27 protein-coding genes are annotated in these 23,306 nt (G+C 54.3%); 12 read left to right on the forward strand and 15 right to left on the reverse strand.

Annotated elements, in window-relative coordinates; genetic code table 11:
* Window positions 1–69: 69 nt before the first annotated feature.
* On the reverse strand, window positions 70–432 hold the full coding sequence (locus RHJ31_RS06550; RefSeq protein ID WP_302676033.1) for a DUF6464 family protein: 363 nt from the start codon (window positions 430–432) through the stop codon (window positions 70–72).
* A gap of 112 nt (window positions 433–544) precedes the next feature.
* Between RHJ31_RS06550 and RHJ31_RS06555 the strand changes: the two genes are divergently transcribed.
* Together RHJ31_RS06555 and RHJ31_RS06560 are read left to right on the forward strand one after the other, a co-directional pair.
* Complete coding sequence (locus tag RHJ31_RS06555) at window positions 545–1,195, forward strand: exopolysaccharide biosynthesis protein (RefSeq protein ID WP_302676034.1); 651 nt, start codon at window positions 545–547, stop codon at window positions 1,193–1,195.
* A gap of 101 nt (window positions 1,196–1,296) precedes the next feature.
* Entirely contained in the window at window positions 1,297–1,857 is a 561-nt protein-coding gene (locus tag RHJ31_RS06560; protein ID WP_302676035.1) for a hypothetical protein, read from the forward strand.
* An 11-nt stretch (window positions 1,858–1,868) separates the two neighbouring features.
* Here the strand turns inward: RHJ31_RS06560 and RHJ31_RS06565 are convergent, their stop codons facing one another.
* From RHJ31_RS06565 to RHJ31_RS06580, 4 genes are all read right to left on the reverse strand, one after another.
* On the reverse strand, window positions 1,869–2,726 hold the full coding sequence (locus RHJ31_RS06565) for an aminotransferase class IV (RefSeq protein WP_302676036.1): 858 nt from the start codon (window positions 2,724–2,726) through the stop codon (window positions 1,869–1,871).
* 12 nt (window positions 2,727–2,738) lie between these two features.
* On the reverse strand, window positions 2,739–3,062 hold the full coding sequence (locus RHJ31_RS06570) for a DUF1825 family protein (RefSeq protein WP_206199926.1): 324 nt from the start codon (window positions 3,060–3,062) through the stop codon (window positions 2,739–2,741).
* An 85-nt stretch (window positions 3,063–3,147) separates the two neighbouring features.
* Window positions 3,148–4,173 (reverse strand): 4-hydroxythreonine-4-phosphate dehydrogenase PdxA, encoded by a 1,026-nt coding sequence (gene pdxA / locus RHJ31_RS06575; RefSeq protein ID WP_302676037.1) that lies wholly within the window; start codon window positions 4,171–4,173, stop codon window positions 3,148–3,150.
* A gap of 1 nt (window position 4,174) precedes the next feature.
* Window positions 4,175–5,167, reverse strand: a complete 993-nt coding sequence (locus RHJ31_RS06580) for a 30S ribosomal protein S1 (protein ID WP_149818829.1) — start codon at window positions 5,165–5,167, stop codon at window positions 4,175–4,177.
* 223 nt (window positions 5,168–5,390) lie between these two features.
* Between RHJ31_RS06580 and mscL the strand changes: the two genes are divergently transcribed.
* Together mscL and RHJ31_RS06590 are read left to right on the forward strand one after the other, a co-directional pair.
* On the forward strand, window positions 5,391–5,807 hold the full coding sequence (gene mscL / locus RHJ31_RS06585) for a large conductance mechanosensitive channel protein MscL (protein WP_302676038.1): 417 nt from the start codon (window positions 5,391–5,393) through the stop codon (window positions 5,805–5,807).
* Window positions 5,808–5,819: 12 nt separating this feature from the next.
* A complete protein-coding gene (locus RHJ31_RS06590; protein ID WP_302676039.1) occupies window positions 5,820–7,091 on the forward strand; it encodes an ABC transporter substrate-binding protein in 1,272 nt (423 codons plus the stop codon).
* 42 nt (window positions 7,092–7,133) lie between these two features.
* Here the strand turns inward: RHJ31_RS06590 and RHJ31_RS06595 are convergent, their stop codons facing one another.
* The 5 genes from RHJ31_RS06595 to RHJ31_RS06615 all read right to left on the reverse strand — a co-directional run bounded on the left by RHJ31_RS06595 (window position 7,134) and on the right by RHJ31_RS06615 (window position 11,145).
* Entirely contained in the window at window positions 7,134–8,333 is a 1,200-nt protein-coding gene (locus tag RHJ31_RS06595) for an aspartate aminotransferase (RefSeq protein ID WP_302676040.1), read from the reverse strand.
* Entirely contained in the window at window positions 8,334–9,464 is a 1,131-nt protein-coding gene (locus RHJ31_RS06600) for an iron-containing alcohol dehydrogenase family protein (RefSeq protein WP_315862982.1), read from the reverse strand. It lies immediately after the preceding gene.
* A gap of 70 nt (window positions 9,465–9,534) precedes the next feature.
* Window positions 9,535–9,645: a photosystem II reaction center protein PsbM gene (gene psbM / locus RHJ31_RS06605; protein ID WP_149818817.1), complete on the reverse strand. Its 111-nt coding sequence runs from the start codon at window positions 9,643–9,645 to the stop codon at window positions 9,535–9,537.
* Window positions 9,646–9,670: 25 nt separating this feature from the next.
* Window positions 9,671–10,795: an FAD-dependent oxidoreductase gene (locus RHJ31_RS06610; protein WP_310445856.1), complete on the reverse strand. Its 1,125-nt coding sequence runs from the start codon at window positions 10,793–10,795 to the stop codon at window positions 9,671–9,673.
* On the reverse strand, window positions 10,792–11,145 hold the full coding sequence (locus tag RHJ31_RS06615; protein WP_302676043.1) for a hypothetical protein: 354 nt from the start codon (window positions 11,143–11,145) through the stop codon (window positions 10,792–10,794). Before RHJ31_RS06615 ends, RHJ31_RS06610 begins: the two co-directional genes overlap by 4 nt.
* Before the next feature lie 192 nt (window positions 11,146–11,337).
* Here RHJ31_RS06615 and tmk point away from each other — a divergent pair, with 192 nt between their 5' ends.
* Entirely contained in the window at window positions 11,338–12,051 is a 714-nt protein-coding gene (gene tmk / locus RHJ31_RS06620) for a dTMP kinase (RefSeq protein ID WP_310445760.1), read from the forward strand.
* Here tmk and RHJ31_RS06625 read toward each other — a convergent pair.
* From RHJ31_RS06625 to RHJ31_RS06635, 3 genes are read right to left on the reverse strand one after another with little or no spacing between them, the layout of a single operon-like run.
* Window positions 11,977–14,595 carry a DNA polymerase III subunit alpha gene (locus RHJ31_RS06625; protein ID WP_302676045.1) on the reverse strand — a complete coding sequence of 873 codons (2,619 nt, stop codon included), beginning with the start codon at window positions 14,593–14,595 and terminating at the stop codon, window positions 11,977–11,979. The two genes, tmk and RHJ31_RS06625, sit on opposite strands and share 75 nt — an antisense overlap.
* A 36-nt stretch (window positions 14,596–14,631) precedes the next feature.
* Window positions 14,632–15,090 carry a photosystem II protein PsbQ gene (gene psbQ / locus RHJ31_RS06630; protein ID WP_149818809.1) on the reverse strand — a complete coding sequence of 153 codons (459 nt, stop codon included), beginning with the start codon at window positions 15,088–15,090 and terminating at the stop codon, window positions 14,632–14,634.
* A 39-nt stretch (window positions 15,091–15,129) separates the two neighbouring features.
* Window positions 15,130–16,890 carry an NFACT family protein gene (locus RHJ31_RS06635; RefSeq protein WP_302676046.1) on the reverse strand — a complete coding sequence of 587 codons (1,761 nt, stop codon included), beginning with the start codon at window positions 16,888–16,890 and terminating at the stop codon, window positions 15,130–15,132.
* A gap of 90 nt (window positions 16,891–16,980) precedes the next feature.
* Here RHJ31_RS06635 and RHJ31_RS06640 point away from each other — a divergent pair, with 90 nt between their 5' ends.
* The 5 genes from RHJ31_RS06640 to RHJ31_RS06660 all read left to right on the forward strand — a co-directional run bounded on the left by RHJ31_RS06640 (window position 16,981) and on the right by RHJ31_RS06660 (window position 19,873).
* Complete coding sequence (locus tag RHJ31_RS06640) at window positions 16,981–17,517, forward strand: RDD family protein (protein WP_302676047.1); 537 nt, start codon at window positions 16,981–16,983, stop codon at window positions 17,515–17,517.
* 35 nt (window positions 17,518–17,552) lie between these two features.
* Window positions 17,553–17,747: a 50S ribosomal protein L33 gene (gene rpmG, locus RHJ31_RS06645; RefSeq protein ID WP_149818803.1), complete on the forward strand. Its 195-nt coding sequence runs from the start codon at window positions 17,553–17,555 to the stop codon at window positions 17,745–17,747.
* 13 nt (window positions 17,748–17,760) lie between these two features.
* Window positions 17,761–17,976, forward strand: a complete 216-nt coding sequence (gene rpsR / locus RHJ31_RS06650; RefSeq protein WP_011057896.1) for a 30S ribosomal protein S18 — start codon at window positions 17,761–17,763, stop codon at window positions 17,974–17,976.
* Between the two features lie 122 nt (window positions 17,977–18,098).
* Window positions 18,099–19,160 (forward strand): metal ABC transporter substrate-binding protein, encoded by a 1,062-nt coding sequence (locus tag RHJ31_RS06655; RefSeq protein WP_302676048.1) that lies wholly within the window; start codon window positions 18,099–18,101, stop codon window positions 19,158–19,160.
* Window positions 19,157–19,873 (forward strand): metal ABC transporter ATP-binding protein, encoded by a 717-nt coding sequence (locus RHJ31_RS06660; RefSeq protein ID WP_302676049.1) that lies wholly within the window; start codon window positions 19,157–19,159, stop codon window positions 19,871–19,873. The genes RHJ31_RS06655 and RHJ31_RS06660 overlap by 4 nt, the downstream gene beginning before the upstream one ends.
* Here the strand turns inward: RHJ31_RS06660 and RHJ31_RS06665 are convergent.
* On the reverse strand, window positions 19,870–20,313 hold the full coding sequence (locus RHJ31_RS06665) for an NUDIX hydrolase (protein ID WP_302676050.1): 444 nt from the start codon (window positions 20,311–20,313) through the stop codon (window positions 19,870–19,872). The two genes, RHJ31_RS06660 and RHJ31_RS06665, sit on opposite strands and share 4 nt — an antisense overlap.
* A 371-nt stretch (window positions 20,314–20,684) precedes the next feature.
* Between RHJ31_RS06665 and RHJ31_RS06670 the strand changes: the two genes are divergently transcribed.
* A complete protein-coding gene (locus tag RHJ31_RS06670) occupies window positions 20,685–21,005 on the forward strand; it encodes a DUF1815 family protein (RefSeq protein ID WP_149818796.1) in 321 nt (106 codons plus the stop codon).
* An 84-nt stretch (window positions 21,006–21,089) separates the two neighbouring features.
* Complete coding sequence (locus tag RHJ31_RS06675; protein ID WP_206199911.1) at window positions 21,090–21,965, forward strand: alpha/beta fold hydrolase; 876 nt, start codon at window positions 21,090–21,092, stop codon at window positions 21,963–21,965.
* 57 nt (window positions 21,966–22,022) lie between these two features.
* Here the strand turns inward: RHJ31_RS06675 and RHJ31_RS06680 are convergent, their stop codons facing one another.
* Window positions 22,023–23,261: a DUF4912 domain-containing protein gene (locus RHJ31_RS06680; RefSeq protein ID WP_302676051.1), complete on the reverse strand. Its 1,239-nt coding sequence runs from the start codon at window positions 23,259–23,261 to the stop codon at window positions 22,023–22,025.
* Window positions 23,262–23,306: the final 45 nt, after the last annotated feature.

Below are 23,306 nucleotides of genomic sequence, written 5' to 3' on the forward strand. Positions count from 1 at the left end.
GTCTCTGGCTCAATCCGAAATCACCCTAATGCTCCCCCTCTGCGCGAGGGGGGTTTTCGCAGCAAAACGTTAAGGTTCTCGAGGCTGGTAATCTCGACAGTCTTGGCAGGAACCTTGAGGGTTCACAGCACACCGCAACAAGGGTGAAAGCGCATTCCAGCGGCAGGAGGGATCGCCAATCACCCACTGGCCATTGACGAGATGGCGATCGCTCGTGGTGTCACTATGCTGCACATAGAGGGCAATTTTTTCCAGTTGATAACGTCCGCCACGAAACCGGTAGCGATGACGGCGTTCTAACACGGTATAGGTTTCCCCTTCATGATCCACATGGCAACCAGGTTGGGGTGTCCAGTCGAGATAAACATGACCCAGCGATCGCCGCGGGTTGATCAGGTGCAACTCTGTCGGTAAGTCGGATGGGGTTGCCATGGCTTCAGATTGATCGCGGCCTTAGGATCGCCTGTCAACTGTGTTGGGCATAACTAACGATCAATCTATCGTATCCTAGCAGTGGCAACATTTCCACCTCCCGTAATTTTTTATGGCAAAACTGTCCACTGACCTCGAACGTGCCTTTTTGAGTCCTGTGCCCAGCCCCAGCGATGGCGAGGTGTTAACGCAGCAACTGGTGTCCTTGGGGGATATTTTCCAATTGGCGGGGGAGCGAACCTTTGGCTTTTTGTTGGCTGTTCTTTCACTGCCCTCGGCGCTACCCTTGCCAGCTCCCGGTTACTCCACTCCCTTTGGCATTGTGCTGTTACTGTTGGGCTGGCAATTGCTCGTGGGTGCCTCAACCCCTTGGTTGCCCCCGCGGCTGCTCAAGCGCACGATGCCGCGATCCCAGATTCAAAAGATTGTGCGCACAGCTTTGCCTTGGCTGCAGCGGATTGAATTGATCTCCCGTCCCCGCTTGCACCCCATTTGCACGACCCGAGGCGGACGTTTGGGCTTGGGAATTGCCGTGTCACTGATGGCAATCTCGATGATTTTGCCCATTCCCGGCACCAACACCATTCCAGCGATGGGCATTTTTACGATTGGCTTTGGTCTTTTGGATGACGATGGTTTGATTAGTCTGGTAGGGGTGGTCATCTCCTTGATTGGTTTAGCAGTCACCACATCCATTCTCATTGCCCTTGCTTGGGGGGGAAATAGCCTCCTCGATGTATTGAGGGCATGGCTGCATTCGTAATATTAGGAGGTAATCTCCCTCACGCCTAAGGATCAATGAAAAGCCTATCCATACTGAAGTCTTGCGGTCTCTGGCTCAGCACAGTTGGGGCAATTGCTTTAGTGGCATTGCACCCCGTTAGAACTACCGCCAATCCCAGTACAGAAGACCTACCGCCAGCGGTTGCCGAGGCGATCGCGCTGCCGGTCAATGAAAAGCAAGTTGTGGTTAGCGAGCAACCCTCGGCAGTGGGCTTGACCGTACCGAGTCTCTGGTGGGCAGTTCAGCAGTTTGGGGATAGGGTGATTCAGCGCTGGCAGGCTTTTCCGTCCATCACAGCGCCGGGGGGTAGAGTTGAAGCCTTTGTGTCGCCGTCTGCTTGGGGACGCCTGACCTATTTACGGCGTTTTGCCCTGATCAATCAGTTGGGGAATGCCAGTCGCAGCTTTGGTTATCAGTTGATCCTGCGCGATCGCGCAGCGCGCCCTTTGGGCGATCGCCGGCAGGTCATTTATGGTGCCTACACCTGTCAATTTGATGCCCTACCCCTTGAATATCTGCCAGAAGTCACCGATGCCGCAGGCAACCCGATTCCTTTTTTCCCACCCAGTACCGAACTCGACTGTCAAGTATGGGTGAATCCCAATATTCCCGTCATGTTCCCAACTCAAGAACTTCGCTAAAAGGACTGTATCTAGGCCAGAGTCGCCTTTTCCATCACTGTTAATAATTCCTGCCATAGCTTTTGGGTCACAGGGCCTGGACAGGCGGGAAAGATCACCTCATCCACTTGGCGAATCGGCATTAGCAGGCGCACCGATGAACTCAGAAAGCCCTCACTGGCTCTCGCCAGATCCTGTGGGGTGAGAATCACTTCCCGATGGGGCATGCCCAAGTTTGCAACGATCTGCAACAGCGTCGCTCGCGTAATTCCGTGGAGCATCCCAACAGCAGTGGGGGGTGTCTCGACCACACCCTCACGGACAATCCAGAGGTTACTGGTCGTGGCCTCGGTCATCTGCCCTTGGGCATTGAGCAACAGGGCGTCGTCAAACCCAGCTTGCTGCGCTTCCAATAGCGCCAAGATATTGTTGAGGTAATTGCCCGTTTTGGCGGCAGGATCAAGGGCAGCGGTGCTCGTGCGTTGACGCTTGCCTATGGTCAGGCAAATTCCCTGTTCGCTCAATGTTGGTTCGGGGGCGATCGCCATCAACACAATCAATAACCTTGGTTGGGTCGTTGGTTCTGGCAGTAACCCAATCCGCTGGTCGGCGCCACGGGTCACGACAATCCGAATGTAATATTCTCCCGCTGGGGCAGCCGCTAAGGTGCGTTGCACTTCTTGGGTAATGTGCTCATCAGACCACGGCACGCTCATGTAGAGATAGGCGGCTGAGGCGCGCAACCGTGCGAGGTGCTCTGGTAGGGCAAAGGGAATCCCGCGGTAGGTACGAATCACTTCATAAACACTATCACCGTAGAGAAACCCGCGATCAAAAACAGAAATCGAGGCCTCTGGCGTAATCACCCCATCCAAATTGCAGAGCAACACTCGCCCTCTCCCCTAGGGTTGGCGTTCCACTTCGGCTTTCATGCGCTCAAGGGTTTGATGCATTTGATCAAACATGGTTTGGGCAGACATACCAAACTGGCTGAGTTGGGTCTCCAATTGTTTGATGGTCATCTGCGCCATGAAGTCATCGGACAACTCAAAGCGCTTCATAAAAATACGGTAGCGCTCCATGAGTTCTTCCATTTTTGCAATATAAATCTTCTTCCCTTCGCGGTCAAACTTGCCGTACTCGGAGCCAAGCTGCATCAACTGCTGGTAGTCCTGAAACAGGCGTTGTGCTTCCTGTTGAACAATTTCTGAATCAAAGAATCCCATATGACTCTGCCCGATACAGCAACAACCCAAATGCCAACGATTGACCGTTTGGTTTGTTATCTAGTTGCATTCTATCAAAGGCACTTTAGGCGGGGGTAAGAGGGAAAACCGATCCTTGACTCAGGGTTTGCGCCCAAGCGATCGCCGCCAGAAAACTCTGGGGGTCTGCCATCCCTGTACCCGCAATATCAAAAGCCGTACCGTGATCCGGGGACGTGCGAATAAAGGGCAAGCCAATCGTCGTATTCACCGCTTCCCGAAAAGCGAGCATCTTCACGGGAATTAACCCCTGATCATGGTAAAGCGCGAGGTAGGCATCGTAGGCAGTTGCCGGGGCAGGGCGTCCCCACCACGCATCGGCAGCTCCAATCCAGAGGGTATCGGGGGGCACAGGACCAATCAGTTCAACTTGGGGATACTGCTGCTGGGCTGCTGCGAGCCATGGAATCAGCCAAGTCACTTCCTCTTGGCCTAAGTGTCCCTGCTCACCACTGTGGGGATTCAAGCCAGCAATGGCAATGCGAGGCCGCTCCAGATGCCGCCGCTCCCTCAGAAATTGCACAAGGAGCGCGAGTTTTTCATTGAGGCGTTCGGGGATTAGTGCTTTGGGCACCTCTTGCAAGGGGATGTGGGTCGTCGCGAGTAAAGTGGTCAGCACCCAGTTGGTTACAGGCGATCGCCCCAAGAACACCATGCCCACGTTGGTAGCTCCTGTAAAGTGAGCCAGCACTTCTGTTTGACCGGGAAAAGCATAGCCTGCCGCCTGCCAACTGGCCTTAGAAATCGGTGCCGTCACAATCCCTGCCACCTCGCCAGCGATCGCCCGCTGAATGGCTGTTTCTAAGTAGGCAAAGCTCGCCGCCCCACTCACCACACTCGGTTGCCCCGGCACAATCACCGCATCGAGGGGATGCTCCCAAATCCGAAGCTGGGCAGGATCAATGGCCACCTGTCCCTGCTGGCAGAGGCGAGCGTACGTTTCCTCTAATACTTGGCCTGTACCAGCAATAAAAAACTGCCCTAACATTTCTGAGGGCAGGTGAGCTAGGGCTTTCAGGAGAATTTCTGGGCCAATGCCCGCTGGATCCCCAAGGGTGAGGGCAAGGGACATCCTAGGCTTCTTGAAGAATCGGCTCAGCCGTATCGTCTTCAGTGGCTTCGGGAATGTCTTCAATGACTTCCTCAGTGGTCTCTGCGGTGGCCTGCTGCTGTTGTTGCAGGAGTTGCTGACGATAGCGCTCTGCCATCTCTTCAGCCTTTTCATAGACCAACTGCGGATTTTTCACCATGTCACCGGGTTCTGGCTCCAGTTGCTTGGTGGACAGGGAAATCCGACCCCGCTCAGCATCAAGGTCAATAATCATCACCTTGACTTGGTCATTGACATTGAAAACACTGTGGGGCGTATCAATGTGATCGTGGGAAATCTCGGAAATGTGCAGCAGACCGCTAACCCCACCAATGTCAATGAAGGCACCGTAGGGCTTAATCCCACGCACCGTTCCCACCACCACTTCACCCACTTCCAGTTTGTTCATCTTGCGTTCGACAAGGGCACGGCGGTGACTGAGGACGAGGCGGTTGCGCTCTTCATCCACTTCTAAAAACTTCAGGGGTAGCTCTTCACCCACCAATTCTTCTTTGTTGACACGGGTGCTGATGTGGGAACCGGGGATAAAGCCACGCAGCCCTTCAATGCGCACAAGGGCACCCCCACGGTTGGTGGCAAAGACCTGAGAACGAACGGTGGCATCTTCCGCTTGCAGTTGGCGAACGCGCTCCCAAGCCCGCATGTACTCAATACGACGAATCGAGAGGGTAAGCTGCCCTTCCTCATTTTCATCCGCCAAGATAAAGAACTCACGGGTTTCGTTCGGTTGCAGGACTTCTTCCGGACTGTCAATCCGGTTGATAGACATTTCTTGGATAGGGATGTAGGCAGCGGTTTTCGCACCGATGTCAATCAGGGCACCCTTCGGTTCGATGCTAAAGACGGTGCCAGCAACAATGTCGCCGGGGTTGAAGTGGTAATCGTACCGGTCCAGTAAGGCTGCAAAATCAGCATGCGTAAAGCCCACGTCTAACGTTTTTTCCTGATTGACCATGCGAGTGTTTTCCTAGCTCCTTTAACGAAAATGGGGGTGTATAGTGAGTTATCAAGCGGGCAGAAGTGGGTGCCATACGCAATCATACCAGCGATCGCTCGAACACTTTCTGACTGGATCTACAATGTTAGCCTAGAGTTTGCCCGTTGGCTAGCGGCATCGCTAAAATTTTGGTCATTGATGAAGATAAGTGTTAATTTTTGTGTACTACTGAGGAGTGGGCATGGCGCGACTAAACCGCCGACAGGTCAAGCAATTTTGGCAAGAGTTCCGCGAATTTGCCCTAAAGGGAAATGTCATTGATCTAGCGATCGCTGTCGTGGTGGGGGGTGCCTTTGGCCGCATTGTTACTTCCGTTGTTGAAGACCTCATCATGCCCTTGGTCAATCCTCTGATTCCCGGCGGCGACTGGCGCGAACTGACCGTCGGCTCAGGCATGCGAATTGGCAAATTTTTGGGCAGTTTACTCGACTTTGGGGTGATTGCCCTCAGCCTATTTATTCTCCTGAAACTCATTTTGCCCTTGCTGCCCAAGAAACCGCCTGCCCCCGAACAACGGGAGTGCCCCTACTGCTTGGAGTCCGTGCCCCTCAAGGCAAGTCGCTGCCGTGCCTGTACCTCTGAACTCCCCCCCCTGTAGGAGTCTTCAGCAATGCGATCGTGGCAACGCTGGATCTCTGGGCTGTTGGTGGGGCTATGGCTGGCCATCCTCACCAGTTGTGGAACAACGCCGCCTAGCCAAGGCACCCAGATTGAATTCTGGACCATGCAACTGCAACCGAAATTTACTGACTACTTCCATCGCCTGATTGCGGAATTTGAAGCCCAACATCCCGATGTCCATGTGCGCTGGGTGGATATTCCTTGGACGGCAATGCAGACCAAAATTCTCATGGCAGTATTAGCGGGCACTGCTCCCGATGTGGTGAACCTGAACCCCGACTTTGCGGCGTTGTTGGCAGGACGCAATGCGTGGCTCAATCTCAATGACTATGTGCCGCCAGCCGTGCGCGAGCGTTATTTACCGAATATCTGGCAGGCAACGACGTTAGAGGGCAAGAGTTTTGCCGTGCCTTGGTACCTCACCTCGCGGGTAACGATTTATAACAAGGCGATTCTTGCCGCTGCTGGGGTCGATCGCCCCCCGCAAACCTTTGCTGAACTTGCCAGTGTTGCTAAAGTCGTGAAGGAGAAAACGGGCAAATACGCCTTCTTTATCACGATGGTGCCCGAGGACTCTGCCGAACTGATGCAGGCCATGGTACAGATGGGGGTGAAGCTTGTCGATGATCAAGGCCGTGCTGCCTTTAATTCCGCAGTGGGCAAAGCCGTTTTCCAGTATTGGCTGGATCTCTATCGTCAGGGACTCTTGCCGCCACAGGTGCTGACTGAAGGCCACCGCCAAGGTATTGAACTCTATCAAGCGGGACAAACGGCGCTAGTGATGACCAGTCCGGAATTTTTGAACGCGATCGCCACCAATGCCCCCACTATTGCAGCCGTTTCAGCCCCTGCCCCCCAGTTGACCGGAGACACTGGCAAGAAAAATGTTGCTGTGATGAATTTACTGGTGCCCCGCCAGAGTCGCCATCCTGACCTAGCCGTAGAATTTGCCCTCTTTGTCACCAACAATGAAAACCAGCTCGCCTTTGCCAAGGAAGCGAATGTTCTGCCTTCTACACAAGCAGCCTTAGCGGATTCCTACTTCCGTACCATTGGTGAAAATGCCACCCCTGTGGACATTGCCCGATCCGTCAGCGCTGCTCAAATGAGCCAAGCAGAGGTTCTCATTCCCCCCCTGCGGGATATTAAGGAGCTACAACGACTCCTCTACGAAAACTTGCAAGCTGTCCTCCTCGGACAAAAGACAATTGATCAGGCTCTCAAGGACGCCGAGACCGCATGGAATAGCCGCCTAGGATGACCTTTGCGAGTGGGTGTGAAATTTCATCAGCCTTCCGGGCTTTTAACATTGACTTAAGCTATCGAAGCGAATATTGGCTTGAGCCATGCGTTTGAGGGCTTCACCTAGGCGATCGCGATCGGCAATGAGGCTAATGCGCACGTATCCTTCACCCCCTTCGCCAAAAGCATTGCCGGGGGTCACAACAACGCCTGTCTCCTGAAGCAGTTTGAGGGCAAAATCTGTCGAACTCATGCCCACGGGTACGGGCACCCACAGGTACATCGTTGCTTGGGTTGGGGTGAGTTGCCAGCCCAGTTCATTCAAGCCTTGAATCAGAAAATCCCGCCGTTGGCGATAGCGATCGCACACAGAGGCAATGTAGCTATCGGGCAGGCTCAAGGCCACCTCTGCCGCTTTTTGTAAGACGGAAAAAACCCCATAATCTAAGTTCGTTTTCAGCGTACGCAAGCCCTGAATAATGTGGCGGTTGCCCACCACAAACCCCACCCGCCAACCGGCCATATTGTAGGTTTTTGAGAGGGTATGGAACTCAACGCCGATTTCCTTGGCACCGGGAATTTCCAGTAAGCTGGTGGGTTGATAGCCATCAAAGGCCAGTTCAGCGTAGCAAAGGTCATGCACTAGAAGGATTTGATATTCGCGGGCAAAGGCAACGATTTCTTCAAAGAAAGAGCGGGGGGCGATCGCCGCCGTAGGGTTGCTGGGATAGTTGAAGTACAAAACCTTGGCTTGGCGGGCAATGTCACTGGGAATCTCACTGAGATCAATGAGCCAGCCCTTTTCCCGTTTGAGAATGAGGGGATAGATGTTGGCACCGGCGATCGCAGGTCCACGAAAATGGGCAGGATAGGCCGGGCTAGGTACAAGAACCACATCCCCCGGATTGACATAGGCAAGGGCAAGGTGCGTCAGTCCCTCTTTTGATCCCAACAGGGGGAGGGCTTCCCCATCAGGATCAAGGGAGACATTGTAGCGGCGCTGATACCAACGGGTAATGGCTTGACGGAAAACCGCTGTGCCTTCAAAGGGGGGATAACCGTGGTAGCTGGGTTCCTCAAAGGCGGCGATCGCTGCTTCAATCACCGGACGCGGGGCGGAGCCATCGGGATTGCCCATCCCCAAGTCAATTAAGTCCAGTCCCTGCTGGCGGGCTTTCAGCTTCAGTTCATCGAGACGCGCAAAGACGTAGGGCGGCAATGCCCCCAAGCGATCGGCCGGCTGAATCCACTCTAACCCCATCTAACGGGCACTCCCATCCAAGACTGTGGCACTGTAGCCGACCACGGTGGACACCATTGCTTCTAGCAGCAAATCAGGTGTCACCGCAAAAGGCAAATAGTGAATATCGGAGTGGGGAGCGCAGGCAACGGTTGCAGCGTGCTGGAGTTGCGCCAAGCTGGCCTCTTGGAAACCCAAATCCTCTAAACTCAGGGGCAAACCCACCTGCTCATAGAACTGGCACAGCTGATGGCGAGCGCTAGCAGCTAGTTGACTGCCTTGAACTAGCTCTTCCAAGCGTAGTTGCACCAGAATACCGTAGGCCACTTTTTCTCCATGGAGGGTGCCCCTACTTTGGGGCAGTTGGGTCAGACCGTTGTGCACCGCATGGGCTGCCACCGTGCGGCATTGGGCACCCCCCAAGCCCCCAATCATCCCTGCCATGAGGACACTGGCATCGACGACATTTTCCCAAGCGGTACTGCCCACATTGGCCAGGGCCTCAGCGGATTGCTGCAAGAGAATATCGCGCAATACTCGGGCTTGCTGTACCGCCGCCACAATCAGCGTTTCTTGGCGGTGGCCACTACTCACCGAGGCCTCATACCACTTGGCAAGGGCATCGCCAATGCCGGCAAGCAGGGTTCGCTTCGGCGCCGTTTGAATCAGGGCATAGTCCAAGAACAGCAGATCCGGGCAACGGTGGAGTGCCACATCATAGGCAAAGGCACCGGCCTCTGTATAGATATTGGAGAGGGCTGTCCAAGCGGCACAGGTGGCTGCCGAGGTGGGAATGGTCACCACGGGTAAGTGGAGCTGATGCCCCAACAGTTTAGCCGTATCTAGGGCTTTGCCACCGCCAATGCCAATGATGAGATCGCTGCCTTGCGCCTCTTGGCGGAGCTGGGCAAGGGTGGATTCACTGCACTCACCATGGAATGTCCCTACGCTGAAGGTGAGATCATGGGAGCGGGCGATCGCCTGCCACTCCTGCTCAAGCTGCTGATACCGCTGCGGTGAAACCACTAAAAGGGGATGATGCCCCCATTGAGCAATGGCTTCCCCCGCTTGGGAGAGAATTGACCAACCGCGATAGACGTGGGTAGGTGCAATACAAAGGGGTGAAAACGAAGCAGCAGTCACAGGCCGTATCAATTAAGGACTATTTAGAGCATCTGCGGCAAAAATAGAGTCGTTTTCGCTCTAGCCGTAGAGATCTATCTTAGCTGCTCTTCTTCTGACTTTCCGTTTGCACGTACAAAATAATCAAGAACACTGTTGGCACCAAGACAAACATGGCTGTTGCCACCAAGCCAAAAGGATTCACTTCCATGGTATGTACCCCACAACGCTGGCTTTTATTTTATCAATGCTGTGTCCCCCTTGGGGCGATCGCCCTTGGCCAAGGTCAGCCTCAGGGATTGGGCAATTTTTTGGGCGGTGATGGGAGCTAGCAGGATACCATTGCGGTAGTGGCCAGTGGCCAGCCAAGTGTGGTCGTCTATTTTTTCGATGATGGGTGCCGGGCGATCGCTGGGGCGGGGTCGCAGTCCCTGCCACTGTTGGGTCACAGGAGCCGTTTTCAGAACTGGCCAAAGTTCGATCGCCCGTCCATGCAGTTGATCAAGGGTTTGCGGATTCGCGGTGAGGGTGTTGAACTCCACGGTGGCGCCCACCCACACCCGCCCCCAAGGCAAGGGGACAAAATGAATGCCTTCAGCCGTCATCACTGGTGTATTTCCATCAATATGACAGGCAAACTCTAGGGCTTGTCCCAAAACCGGTTCCACAGTGACAGAGCGATCGAGGGCTTGCGTAAGGGGCGTTGTCCCTAGACCTGCCGCTAAGATCAGGTATTCGGTCTCGATGGCTGCTTGATTGAGCTGTAAAATCCATCCCCCTTGGGGCGATCGCTGGAGCTGCCGGACAGGGCTTTGATACAAGAACTTGACGCCCCGTTGATGAGCCGCTTGGCGCAGGGCTTGAGTCAAGGGTTTAGGGGTGACTTGGCGATCGCCCGTTGCCCAAAGTGCACCGTGAATGTGGTGGATATCCACAAGGGGACATTGATCTTGGACTTCTTTTGGCGAGAGCCACTGCACGCCTTGGGGAGCCTGTTCCTGCAACCATGCTTGGGTGGCGATCGCCTCGTCCTTAGTGGTACAGATTTCGATAATGCCTCGGCGCTGGTAGGGAATCTGAACCCCCGTTTCTGCCGCCAACTCCGGAATGAGGGTTTCATAACGTGCCAAACTGGCCTGCCGTAGTTGAAAGTTGCGTCCACGTCGCCGCCGACTGAGGTGGACAATGAGAACACCAAGAGCCGCACCGGTCGCTTGCCAATCTTCCTCCCGTTGTGCTTCAAGGACAAGAATCGGCGTTTCCGCTGGATCAAGCACACGACTCAGTTCGTAGGCGATCGCCGAGCCAACCACCCCGGCGCCCACAATGGTCACTGTTGCATTTGCTGGCAGCACCGTCACAGTGTGGCAACTGTATTAACTAATTCCCAATTTTCATTTTCGGCAATGGCGCGACTCACACGGTCAAACCATTCAAAGCAGTGATTATTTTTCTTGAGGGTCAGTTCCTTATTCTTGAGCACCAGATCAAACTTGGTGACATCCTTTTGGGGCGTGGTTTTATCAATCAGGACTTCAACCGTAACCAGTTGGGACATTGAAATGGCATTGAGCGCGCTCTCCCGTGCCACGACGTAATCATCCCCCACATGGGTTACCGTCAAATCGCAGGCTTCTAGGGTTTGCACCAGCTCTTCCTTTAGCCGTGCCCGAGGGAGTGCAATAGTAACAACACGAGCATATCGAGCCATAACCGCCAAGTGGTAAACTAATAATTCGCGAACAATGGTTCTAGTGTAATCACGGAACAGACGGGGCGCTGTCACTGCTGGTGTTCCTAGGAAATCACAGGGAATTGAGCATTACCCCCATTGTAAGGTGACCTGCATTGTATGGCAGGATGCCGCGATTATATCAAACCTTTCTTCAAAATCGCTGAATTCATGCATCCCTACACTGGTTTGTTTATTGTCCTAGAGGGGGGAGAGGGTGCCGGTAAAACCACCCAAATGGGGGCGATCGCCACATGGCTAGAGGACAGTGGCTGGCTGGCAAAATTACGATCCGCTGACATTGATCCGCCCCTGCTGCTGACCCGTGAACCGGGGGGAACGCCCCTTGGCCAAGGCCTGCGGCAACTGCTGCTCCATAGTGATTTAGAGATTGATCCCATGGCAGAACTCCTTCTCTATGCCGCCGATCGCGCCCAGCACGTGGCGACGAGTATCCGCCCCCAACTGCAACGGGGGGGCATTGTCCTGTGCGATCGCTACACGGCTTCCACCATTGCCTACCAAGGCTATGGGCGGGGACTGGACTTGAGCCTCATCGAGCACATCAACCAGATTGCCACCGCTGGACTGATGCCGGATTTAGTTCTCTGGCTGGATCTGCCGGTTCAGGTTGGCCTTGCCCGCACCCAACGGCGGGGCATAGCGGATCGCCTAGAGCAGCATGCGGTGGCCTTTCATGAGCGAGTTCGTCAAGGATTTATGGCCTTGGCTGAGGCAGGGGGCGATCGCTGGCAGCGAATTGCGGCGGATCAACCCACTGATCAGGTGAGTGAAGCTATTCAAGATTGTCTAGCGGCTCATCTGCACCGCTGGTTTGAGACCTTGAGCCAGCGCCGTACTGGGGGCGATCGCGAATTGGAATAGCTCTCGTCCTTCCTGAAAAATTTGCTCAATGGGCAGCATCTGGCCACGGGTGGTCATAAAGCGGTGATCAGGTGTCGCACAAATCGTTGAGCCATCCTCAAGTTCATACTCATACACGGGACGGAAGCCCTGAAAGTGCCATTGGGCAATGGGCTGGGTATAAAGATGCCCTTGGGAATCAAGGCTGTACACCTGACAGGCCAACTGTTCCTGCACCAAGCGGCGAATCGGGACAGCCCCATATTCCACCGTCATCACCGCCGTCTCACCACTCAAACAGTATTCAGCAAAATCCAGCATCTGCTTAAAGAGTTCCTGAGCCACCGCACTGGGCACCCCATTTTTCGCCGCTCCCTCAATGAAGAGGGCTTCATGTTTTTCCATTTCCTCTTTTTTCTTTTTGCCCATCGCGCGGCGCAGCAAATCCGCTTGACCAAGGGAATAGCCCGCCAAGTCCTGCGCCATCCGCATGATCTGCTCCTGATAACAGAGAACGCCGTAGGTTTCCTGCAAAATGGGTTTCAAAAGCTCATGTTGATATTGAATGGGTTCCCGACCATGCTTGCGGTTAATGAATTTGGGAATCAGGCCTGCATCCAACGGCCCCGGTCGATAGAGCGCCAGCACCGAGGAAATGTCTTCCAGATTTGAGGGCTTGAGATCTCGGACAATTTGGCGCATCCCCGAAGATTCTAGTTGGAAGATGCCCTCCAGTTTACCTTCCGCCAGAATTTGGTACGTCTTGGCATCATCTAGGGGCAATGCATCCAAATCAAGGGTTTGACCGTGGTTTTTCTGGATCAGCTCCCGCGTCTTTTGGATCATTGTCAGGTTCTTGAGACCCAAAAAGTCCATCTTCAAAAGGCCAAGGGATTCCAGATCCTCCATGAAATACTGGGTAATCACCGCCCCATCGTTATTGCGTTGCAGCGGCACCAGTTGATCCAAGGGTTCTGAGGCAATGACAACGCCGGCTGCATGGACGCCATAGGTTTTGTTGGTGCCCTCAATGCGCATCGCCATATCAATCCAGCGGCGCACCAGCGGATCACTGTCGTACTTTTCCTTGAATTCTGGCGAGGGGGTGTCATCGGAGATCATCACCGCCAATTTAACCGGTTTGCCCCGCACCACCGGAATCAGCTTTGCCATTTGATCCGCTTGGCTATAGGGAATATCCAGCACCCGTGCCACATCCTTGAGCACCGCCTTTGAGGTCATGCGGTTGAAGGTGATGATCTGGGCGACGCGATCGCTGCCGTATTTTTCGGTGACGTACTGGATCACCTCCTCGCGGCGGTCAATGCAGAAGTCCGTATCAATATCGGGCATGGACTTGCGCTCAGGGTTCAAAAACCGCTCAAAGAGCAAGCCGTGGTGTACGGGATCAATGTTGGTAATGCGCAGGGCATAGGCCACAAGGGAACCCGCCGCCGATCCCCGCCCTGGCCCGACGGGAATATTGTGGTCGCGGGCATATTTGATGTAGTCCCAAACCACGAGGAAATAGTTCGAGAACCCCATCTGCTGGAGCATTTTGAGTTCGTATTCCAGTCGCTGCCGGTAGGTGGGATCCAACTGTTGGCGATCGCTGAGGTGAAATCGCTCCAACAGTCCTTGCCACGCCACTTGCTCTAGGTAGGTATCGGCTGTATGGCCAGCAGGCACTGGAAACTCTGGACTTTGGGGTTCACGAAAGATGTCATAGGGTTCAATCTTTTCGGCCACTTCAAGGGTATTCGCCAAAGCCTCTTCAATGACCTCAGCGGGCAAGTGATCCCGAAACAGCCGAGCCATTTCAGCAGCGGATTTCAGGTACTCCGTGCCGCTATAGCGCATCCGCTTGTCATCGGTGAGCAGCTTGTTGGTCTGGATACAAAGCAGGGCGTCGTGGGCTTCAACGTCATTGCAGGAGATAAAGTGGGAGTCATTGGTGGCAATAATTTTGATCCCCAACTCGCGGCCAATGCGCACCAGTTCAACGTTGACTACCCGATCCTCTTGACTGCCGTGGTCTTGGATCTCAAGGTAAAAATCCTCACCAAAGGTCTCTTGATACCAGGCAGCAACACGGCGTGCTAAATCCGGCTTGCCCTGCAAAATGGCTTGGGGAATCTCACCACCGAGGCAAGCACTGGTGACAATGAGTCCGTCGCGGTATTGCGCCAACAGTTCTTTATTGATGCAGGGGCGAGCAAAAATTCCCTTGCCTTGGAAGCCCTGGAGGTGGGAGATGGTGGTGAGTTTGCAGAGGTTGTGGTAGCCCTGTTTATTTTTGGCCAGCACCACTTGGTGAAAGCGGGGTTTGCGCTCCTGTTTGGTGATGTCGCCATTGATGACGTACATCTCATTGCCAATGATTGGCTTCAGGGGTTTGCCGCGACACAACTTTAACAGTTCAACGGCGCCATACATCACCCCGTGATCCGTGAGGGCGATCGCGGGCATCCCCAATTCCATTGCCCGTGCCACTAGGTCGGGAAGCTGGCTAGCTCCATCGAGGAGACTGTAATCACTGTGAATATGCAGACCGACGAAGGACATGGGCAACGGCTATCAACCTAGGAGAAACGCAGGGGACTAGGACAACTCAGGCAAGCTATTGAGATAGGCCTTGAAGTCCGCTTCAGCATCACGGAAGCCCTCTTGAGCCACGGTGACACTATTGAGATCCGCCCCCTGATCAATTTTCAGGAAGTCATCCGTCAGGGCACGGGTCAAAGCTGTGGGGGTGGGTTGATCCTTTGCCAAGAGATTGCGGTTGAGGGCACGCATATCCATCAGCATTTCACCGAGAGGGCCACGCATAATGTTGCGGGCTTCCTGCCAATCCCCTTTGGCCACACTGACCTCTAGGTCGGCAAAGCGTTCAGCATTTTTCTCAATGTCACTCAGGTAGTCTTGAATGCGAGTAATTTGCAACTCACTATAGGTGGGCGGAGGGGTGGTCGTGGCACTGGGACCGCCACAGCCGACTAAAATAATGGCAACAACGCTTAATAGGATTGAAATTAGGGATTTTCGATTTAGGCGCAGCATAGAACCTCAGCAGTCAATGGTGTCGTAAAAAACACGGTTCTATTCTGCCATGATCCCGTGGCGATCGCCGCCAGCACCCCCTTGGGGCAGATCGGAAGAGCCATCACTGACACTCAGAGGGCACCCCCACACCACTGTCGCCTGATCGTAGATCACCATCCCCGGATTGGCGCCCTTCGGTTTTTGCACATACTTGCGGCAAGTATAGACCACGGGTACTTGGGCACTGGCACGGGCTTGACTATGGTAGGCCGCCAAATTCGCCACGTATTGAATATCTTTCTCACTGGGCACCTCCCCCGCTTCGAGGCGGAGAATTACATGGCTACCGGGAATCTCTTGGGTGTGAAACCACCAATCGTAGGGACTGGCAACGCGAAAGGTGAGATCGTCATTCTGACGGTTGTTGCGCCCCACGAGAACCGTGAAGCCACTTGGTGTCGTATAGCGTAGGTAGGGACTGGGCGTGGTAGGGGGACGATAGTAATCGGGCGCCGTCAGGTATCCCTGTTGAATTAATTCAGCGCGAATCTCCTCAAGGACATCTAAGGATGTGGCCGTAGTGAGGGTGGCCGCCACCTGATCGAGATAGGCGAGTTCCTCTTCAGCAGCGGTGAGGAGCGGCGTAATGTGCTGCTGGGCACGTTTGAGTTTCTGCTGTTGTTTGTACAGCTCCTGCGCCGTTTGGATGGCGCTCTTCTCTGGCGAGAGGGGAATGGCAAGGGGTTCTTGGGTGGCAAAGTCCGTCACGATCAGTTTCGTCATCCCCGGTTGCCACAGGTGGGCATGGGCCATCAGTAGGTCGGCCAAATACCGCTGGCGATCGCCCCCAGCCGCCGCCGCTAAGCGTTCCCGAAAGCCCTCAATTTTGGCGATCAGTTTTTGCCGCTGTGCCTGTAGGCTCTGGTGCAACTGTTGACGGAGTTGCTGCGTTTGCTGTTGCCGCAGTTGGTCTTGGTAGTAGGTGGCAAGCAGCTCATGGATAGTGGCCGTTGGCTGGCTCTGAGTCCCAAGGGGGGGAATGACGCGATAGCCCGTTGATGTCAATTGGGGGACAAAATGCCCGCTCTCTAAACACGCCAGCCAGTGCTGCCAATGGTCAAATAGCCGTCGCCATTCTTCAGCGGTGAGCTCTGTGGTGTGACTTTCTAGGGACAATGCGGCATCCGCCAGTAGTTGCTGTACGAAGGCTGGACTCAGTCCCCGATAGGCCTTCAGAAGTTGCTGCCGCAGCAGTCCGGGAATCACGCTTACCTGTTGTTGCCACTGCTCAAAGGGAATCTCGCAACTGGGCAACGCGGCCGTTAGGGGGGGTGGGGGCACATAGGGTTGACCGGTCAGAATTGGGCGCAAGCGGGACTGTTGGGCATTGACTTGGTGGGCAGCAGTAACAATTTCCCCGGCAGCGTTAACCAGAATCACGTTGCTGTACTTGCCCATGATCTCGGCATAGAGACGCCACTGCGTTGCTGCCTGCGGACGAGGGGCAAATTCCAAGACCAAGACGCGCTCCCAAGGGTTGACTAACCCCACCCGCACAAGGGCAAGGCGATTGAGTTGGGCATGGAGTTGCTGACTAAAGGTAAAGGTGTCGGGTTGGCGGGGGGGCGGTGGTTCAAAGGCAATGCGTGCCGCTTGGGGATGCCAACTGAGGGTTAGCCAATCCTGTTTTTTCAGCGTGCGCAGCGCCAAGGCAATCGTGTGGCGATCGCGCTGGTAAACCGTTTCGAGCCGTGCCGGTAGCCAATGTTGGAGATCGGCACAAACAGCACGCAGGGTGGTCAAATCAACGGGTTGCACCGTCCAAACTCCGCAGAATTTTTTGAGGGAATCGGCCTCAAGCTATACTAGTGTAGCCATTCTCTGGCCTTTTGCCACCGCGTGTTTGCTATGGCACTTTCCCGTCAATATCCACCCCCCTTACCACTGGCTCAGCCTTGGCGACGGGCGATCGCCACCAGCATTGACTTTATCCTCATCTGGTTGACGAGTGTTGTCGGTATCACGCCGGGAGCCGCCATTCAGTGGGGGCAACTGTTTGTTTTTGCCATCGTTTGGTGGTTGCTGCGGGTGGCGATGGTTAACCGCAATAAGGGTCAAAGCCCCGGCCATTGGCTGATGAATGTGCGCCTGTTGGATCAGCGGCAGCGGACACCGGATCTCCTTTCCCTCAGCAAGCGAGAACTGGTGATTGGTGTCGGGGCGCTGTTGACATTGGCAGGCTTGGAGTCCTATGGCCCGAGTATGGCGCTGATTATTTTGGCACTGCCCTTGGCCGTTGACTGTAGCTTGGCGTGGATTGATGAAGAGCACCGCACGCTCCACGATCGCCTTGGCGGCACAAAGGTATATCGCTGTCGGCGGGGCTTTGCCCTTGATCGCAAGCTCATTGAATTGGTGAGCAAAATCCGCAAAGATCTGCCATAATTAGAGATCGGCTCACTGGATAGATAGGCAAGACCATGGCTAAAGCAAAAGGCGCCAGAATCATTATCACCCTAGAGTGCACAGAGTGTCGCACTAATCCGGCCAAGCGATCGCCTGGCGTATCTCGCTACACCACCACCAAAAATCGTCGCACCACCACAGGGCGGTTAGAACTGAAGAAATTTTGCCCCCACTGCAACAAGCACACCATTCACAAAGAAATCAAGTAATTAGAGGACAGCTATGGCATTTTATCGGCGACGCATTTCTCCCATTCCCCCTGGACAGCCCATTGATTACAAGGATGTTGATTTACTACGGCGCTTTATTACTGAACGGGGGAAAATCTTGCCGCGGCGGGTGACCGGTCTCACGGCCAAGCAACAGCGACAACTGGCAGTGGCGATTAAGCGGGCACGGATCATGGCACTCTTGCCGTTCTTGAATCTCGAAGGCTAAAAACTCGCGATCGCTAATTGGTTTTTGCGAAGGGGGAGGTTTAGACTTGCCCCTTTATTTTTGCTTGCTCTCCCTGCCTAAGTGTGCAAATATGAGAATGGTTATCATTCATCTATTTCTCTATGGCTATCCAAGCTCACCTTAAACGCTGGGGGCTGCTGGTAACTCTGGGGGTATTTTTGGGCAGTTGTGCCCCCCAAGCCCAGTCGCCACAGGAGCAAGAGACCTCACAGGCAGAAGCCCAATTCACCATTGTGACGACTTTCTTACCCATCACTGCCTTTACAAAAGCGGTCGCAGGCGATCGCGCCACTGTTGAGCAACTCTTGCCGGCCAATATTGACCCCCATGACTTTCAAGCGCGGCCTGAGGATGTGCGGCTGCTGGCCACAGCAAGGGTTTTGGTCAAAAATGGCCTTGAGATGGAAACCTTTTTAGACAAACTGATTGAAAATGCCGCCAATCCCAATCTCAAGATCATTGATACCAGCGCGGGGGTGGCCACCCTTGCCAGCGAAAAGGATGATCACGATCACCACCACGACCACGTTCATGATGACCACGGTCACAGCCACGGTGAATTCAATCCCCACATTTGGCTAGATCCCCAGCGCGCCATGCAGCAGGTGAAAAACATTCGCGATGGTCTGATTGCTGTGGATCCCGAAGGGGCTGCCATCTACAAGCAAAATAGTGCCGCCTTTATTCAGGAGTTAGACGCCCTAGATGCCCTCGCCCGGGAAAAACTTACTCCCTTTGCGGGCAAAACATTTGTGGTTTATCACGATGTCGCACCCTACTTTGCCGAGAGTTATAACCTGAAAGCAATCTATCTCGTGGGCATTCCGTCGGTTAACCCCTCACCTGCGGATGTGCAGCGGGTGATGCAGGCGGTGCAACAAAGTGACCTGAAAACCCTCCTGACGGAACCGGGGCAAGAACAGGTCTTTGAAAGTTTAGCGCAGGATTTGGGCGTAAAAGTGAGTGTGTTTGATCCCCTAGAGCGTGCTCCCACTGCCGCTGATCTCACGCCGACCTACTTCCTGCAAAGAATGGAGCAAAACATTCGCAATCTGGCTGAGGCTTTTGGGGCGCAACAGCAAGTCTATCGTCGTCCCGATGCGATCGCGGTGGTAGGGACATGGTGGATGCAGGTGAATAGACCGTTAGGGGCAGCACTGTGAACGAATACCTGCTAGAGGTGGAAAACCTCTCGGTGCGGCGGGGCGATCGCTGGGTGGTGGAACATGTCTCCTTTACCCTCGCCGCCGATACGAATATGGCCATTATTGGTCCCAATGGGGCGGGCAAAAGTAGCCTGATTCAAGCCATTTTGGGCATTATTCCCTACCAGCAGGGACGGGTGACCCTCTTGGGCTATGGTATGGGTTATCGCCGCACGCTCCCCTATGTCCGCCAACAGGTAGCCTACTTGCCGCAAAATTTTCAGTGCGATCCACGCATTCCGATCACCGTGGCTGAATTTGTGGGCTTGGGCTGGGGGCAACCCACATGGCAGTGGCCTTGGCAGCACCGACAGCAGCGCGATCGCGCCATTTGGGAGAGTCTGCAACGCCTACATTTAGAACACCTTGCCCGCCAACCCATGAGTTCTCTCTCTGGAGGCGAAACAAAACGCGCCCTCTTGGCCTATTGCTTAGTACAACCCCGTCGTCTCCTGATTTTGGATGAAGCTCCCGCTGGCTTAGATCTCCGAGGTGAGCAACAATTTTATGACCTACTGGAGACCCTCAAGGTGAGTGAGGGCTGGGCGATTTTACAAATTTCCCATCACTTGGAGCGGGTAAGGGCAACCTGTGATCAGGTGCTGTATCTCGATCGCTCTGTCCAAGGACTGGGAACCCCCGAACGGGTGCTGCAACAGTTTGCTGCTTAAACGGGGGATTCTCTCCTAGCAAAGAAATCCAGCAGAATGCGCTGGTGGATGGCGCCTAAGGGGCGATCTTCGCCGAGGGTTTGGGCATAGTGAACCCCAGCCACCACCGAATCGTAGGGTACCAAGTCCATGCCCTGTCCTTCGTTGAGTACCAAGTTTTCGAGTGCACACGTCAAAGGGCCTGTGAAAATATAGCGATGTACTTGGGGATCGCCGTACTCTCCAAAAAAGGTGAGGTGAGGTGGGCAGTAGCCAATCTCCTCATAGACTTCCCGCTGGACGCCCGCGAGCGGTGCTTCTTCGGGTTCAAGATGACCGCCAAAAAGTCCCCAGTGGCCGGCATACAAGATATGGGGATAATCATCTCGCAGTTGCATAAGAACGCGATCGCCTTGGTAAAGAACCGCAAGGGCAACGGGAACAATCGTGGTTGCTGGCATTGTCTTGCAAGATATGTCGTTAGGGCTACTCTACCCTAGAAACGTAAAGCCAATCCTAAAGTAGATTAAAGCTAAAATGAAGAGTATAGTAGCAAGAACAAATCCACAACCGCTAAAACGTTGAGCAAAGGGTAGCCAGAGGTAAACGTCGCGCTTTGGAGGGCTATCCCCAACGGGCAGCTGTTAAGTCCCCTCTTTCATAAGATGGTTTCGATAACAAATTTGAGCTTCCCTTATTTTTCTATCAAATTTTACAAATGGCTGCAGGAATTTAACAACGTTGGTACGGCCTTGCCCTTTCTTAAGATTGTCTTAATATTTCCCTAGCAGCTGTGCTATAACTTTGTTCATTGCTTGGAGTGCATCGTCCTATGTTTTACCGTTTAGCCGAACAACACCGCCAGTTTATTCGCGATTTAGTGCTGAACCTGCAAGCTCTGGCAATTGCCCTAGAAAACCGAGGCTACATGGCCTCCTGCTACACCTGTGGCGGTGAACTCAACAGTGCCTCCTTCATGGTCAGCTTGGCCGACAACCACCTGATTCGCTTTTTGGTCTCTGACTATGGGATCACTTGGACTGAAATGCGCGATGACCGCGAACTCATGAAACTCGAAGGGGCAGAGGCGATCAATCAACTGCAAGAACTGGCCAATCTCCTCAAGGAAGTCCGTATCCCCACTGCGGTTTAATCCTGTCGGGGCTATCCCTCGATCTTTTGTCGGTGCTAGCTTAAAAGTAGCTGGACTTTCCTTCTACTTTGATCCCCACCCTCAATGACTGAAGCGTCCCTTAGTTGGCAACACCAGTACCTCAGCGTTAACCAAGTACGCCTGCACTATGTCACCCAAGGCAGCGGTGATCTTGTGATTCTGTTGCATGGCTTTCCAGAGTTTTGGTACTCTTGGCGATTTCAAATTCCCGTACTGGCTCGTCATTTCAAGGTTGTAGTGCCAGATCTACGGGGCTACAATGACTCCGAGAAGCCTGCCCACGGCTATGATCTCGATACCCTCAGCCAAGATGTCACGGCGCTGATCCAAGAACTGGGCTATGAACGCGCCCACATTGTCGGCCATGATTGCGGTGGCCTGATTGCTTGGCACGTGGCGGCACGTTTTCCGCAGAGGGTGCAGCATTTAGCCGTCTTGAATACCCCCCACCCCTACCGTGTGGGACTGGAACTCTGGCAACAGGTAGAGCATTTTTGGCGCAACTGGCCACTGTTGGCTTGCCACATCCCCGGCTTGGCGGAATACTGGCTAGGGCATAATCTGCGGAGTTTTTTGCAGGATCTCTTTCAACGCTACTCCATCCGCAAGGCTGCCTTCTCGGCAGAAACCGTGCAACTCTATCAAGCGGCTCTCGAAAAAGCGGGGGCGATCGCTGCGGTGCTCAAAAGTTATCGCCATCTTTTTTCACCCCAACAGTGGTGGCACCTACTGCAACAGCACACGGAAGCCATTACCAGCCCCACCCTGATTCTCTGGGGCGCCGATGATCCCCTCGCCCAACCCAGCCTTGCCAACGGTATCGAAGCGTGGATCCATGCACCGTGGCGGCTGAAATATCTGCCCGACTGTGGCCATTGGGCACAACAGGAAGTGCCGGGGCTAGTCAATCGTGAACTGCTTGCCTTTTTGCGTGCCTAAAAAAATCCCCCCACCATTCGGCAGAGGGAAAGGCATGGATTGAGCCAACTAACTCGCTTAGGCCAGCCACTCCAGCACTGCTTCTTCCTTGGGATTGGTGCGACGTTCGGGGGTTTCGCGGGTGAACTTCATGTGAATGGCGCGGTTTTGTTCCCCATCTGCCGCCACTGCCAAGATCGGGAAGTCAATGAGGCCATCTTGGAAGGACATTTGGAAGCGGAATGTACCATCGGGATTGAGTTTGATCGGGCGCCCACCAATGGTGACGGTGGCATCTGGCTCCGTAGCCCCATAGACAATGAGTTCAGCATCCGCCACCAACCAGAATTTGCGGGGACGAATGGGAGCCGCCGAAGCTGAGAAGCCAACGCCCGACATCGTCAGACCCGACACCGTCGGCACAGCCCATAGGCCAACCCCAGAGGGGAAGACGTAGGAACTGATGGCCATTTCGGGCAACTGGGAGATGGAGCCGGGGACTTGGTGCATGGAACCAAAGAGAGAACCTGCCACCCGCTGCGCTTCGGCTCCTTCGGCCATGGCAAAGATGCCTTCGTAAATGGGATGGGGTTCGGCAGTGCCCGCCAAGGGTGCCCCCAGATCAAAGAGGGTTTTGCCCCGCAGATCCATATCCCAATCCACCGTAATGAATTGATCCCAGACCCAATCTGAGGGGTAGGTGGGGGGAATATGCACAGGGGCAGAACGGGCTAGAACCAACCAGCGGCCATCGGCACAGCGGTAACCAATTTCCACCACATAGTCGCGATCGCTCACGGGGATGGGCAGATACCACTCCCGCGCCAACTCATCGCAGGGGTACTCCTGAACACTGTGGGGAATTTGGCTATCGAGGTTGATATTCGTGGCATCGTAGAGCCGGAGAGCCAGTTGCTGACCCCCTTGCCGCCGCAATTCTTCGCGGTGCTCGTTGGGCACATCCCAATAGGCGTAGGCCCACTGCGGATCCCGGGGCATGAGGACAATGCGGCTTTCACCATAGCCCCCTGGCAGATCCCCAAGGCCTTCATCTACAGAGGCCAAGAGAACATCCTCTTGAGCAGGACCGAGGTCAAATTTTGCTGCTTCCACTTTTTCTTGCGACTCCAGACTAGAGGGGACAGGTTGGACAGAAATGGTAGTGGTGGATCCGTTGGCTTGCGCCTGCTTTTCACGGATGGCAGCGAGGAGTTGATCTTTGCGCATACGGCTATAGCGGGACACTTGCAGTTCACTGGCAATGCGCCGCAACTGCCGCAAGGTCATTTCTTCTAAAGGGGGGCGATCTTTCGGCATGGGTGCCTCCTTATCGTGGGTTGATAGACAGAGCTATCCTTTGCC

It is taken from the genome of Thermosynechococcus sp. JY1331 (assembly GCF_031583475.1).
GTDB lineage: Bacteria > Cyanobacteriota > Cyanobacteriia > Thermosynechococcales > Thermosynechococcaceae > Thermosynechococcus.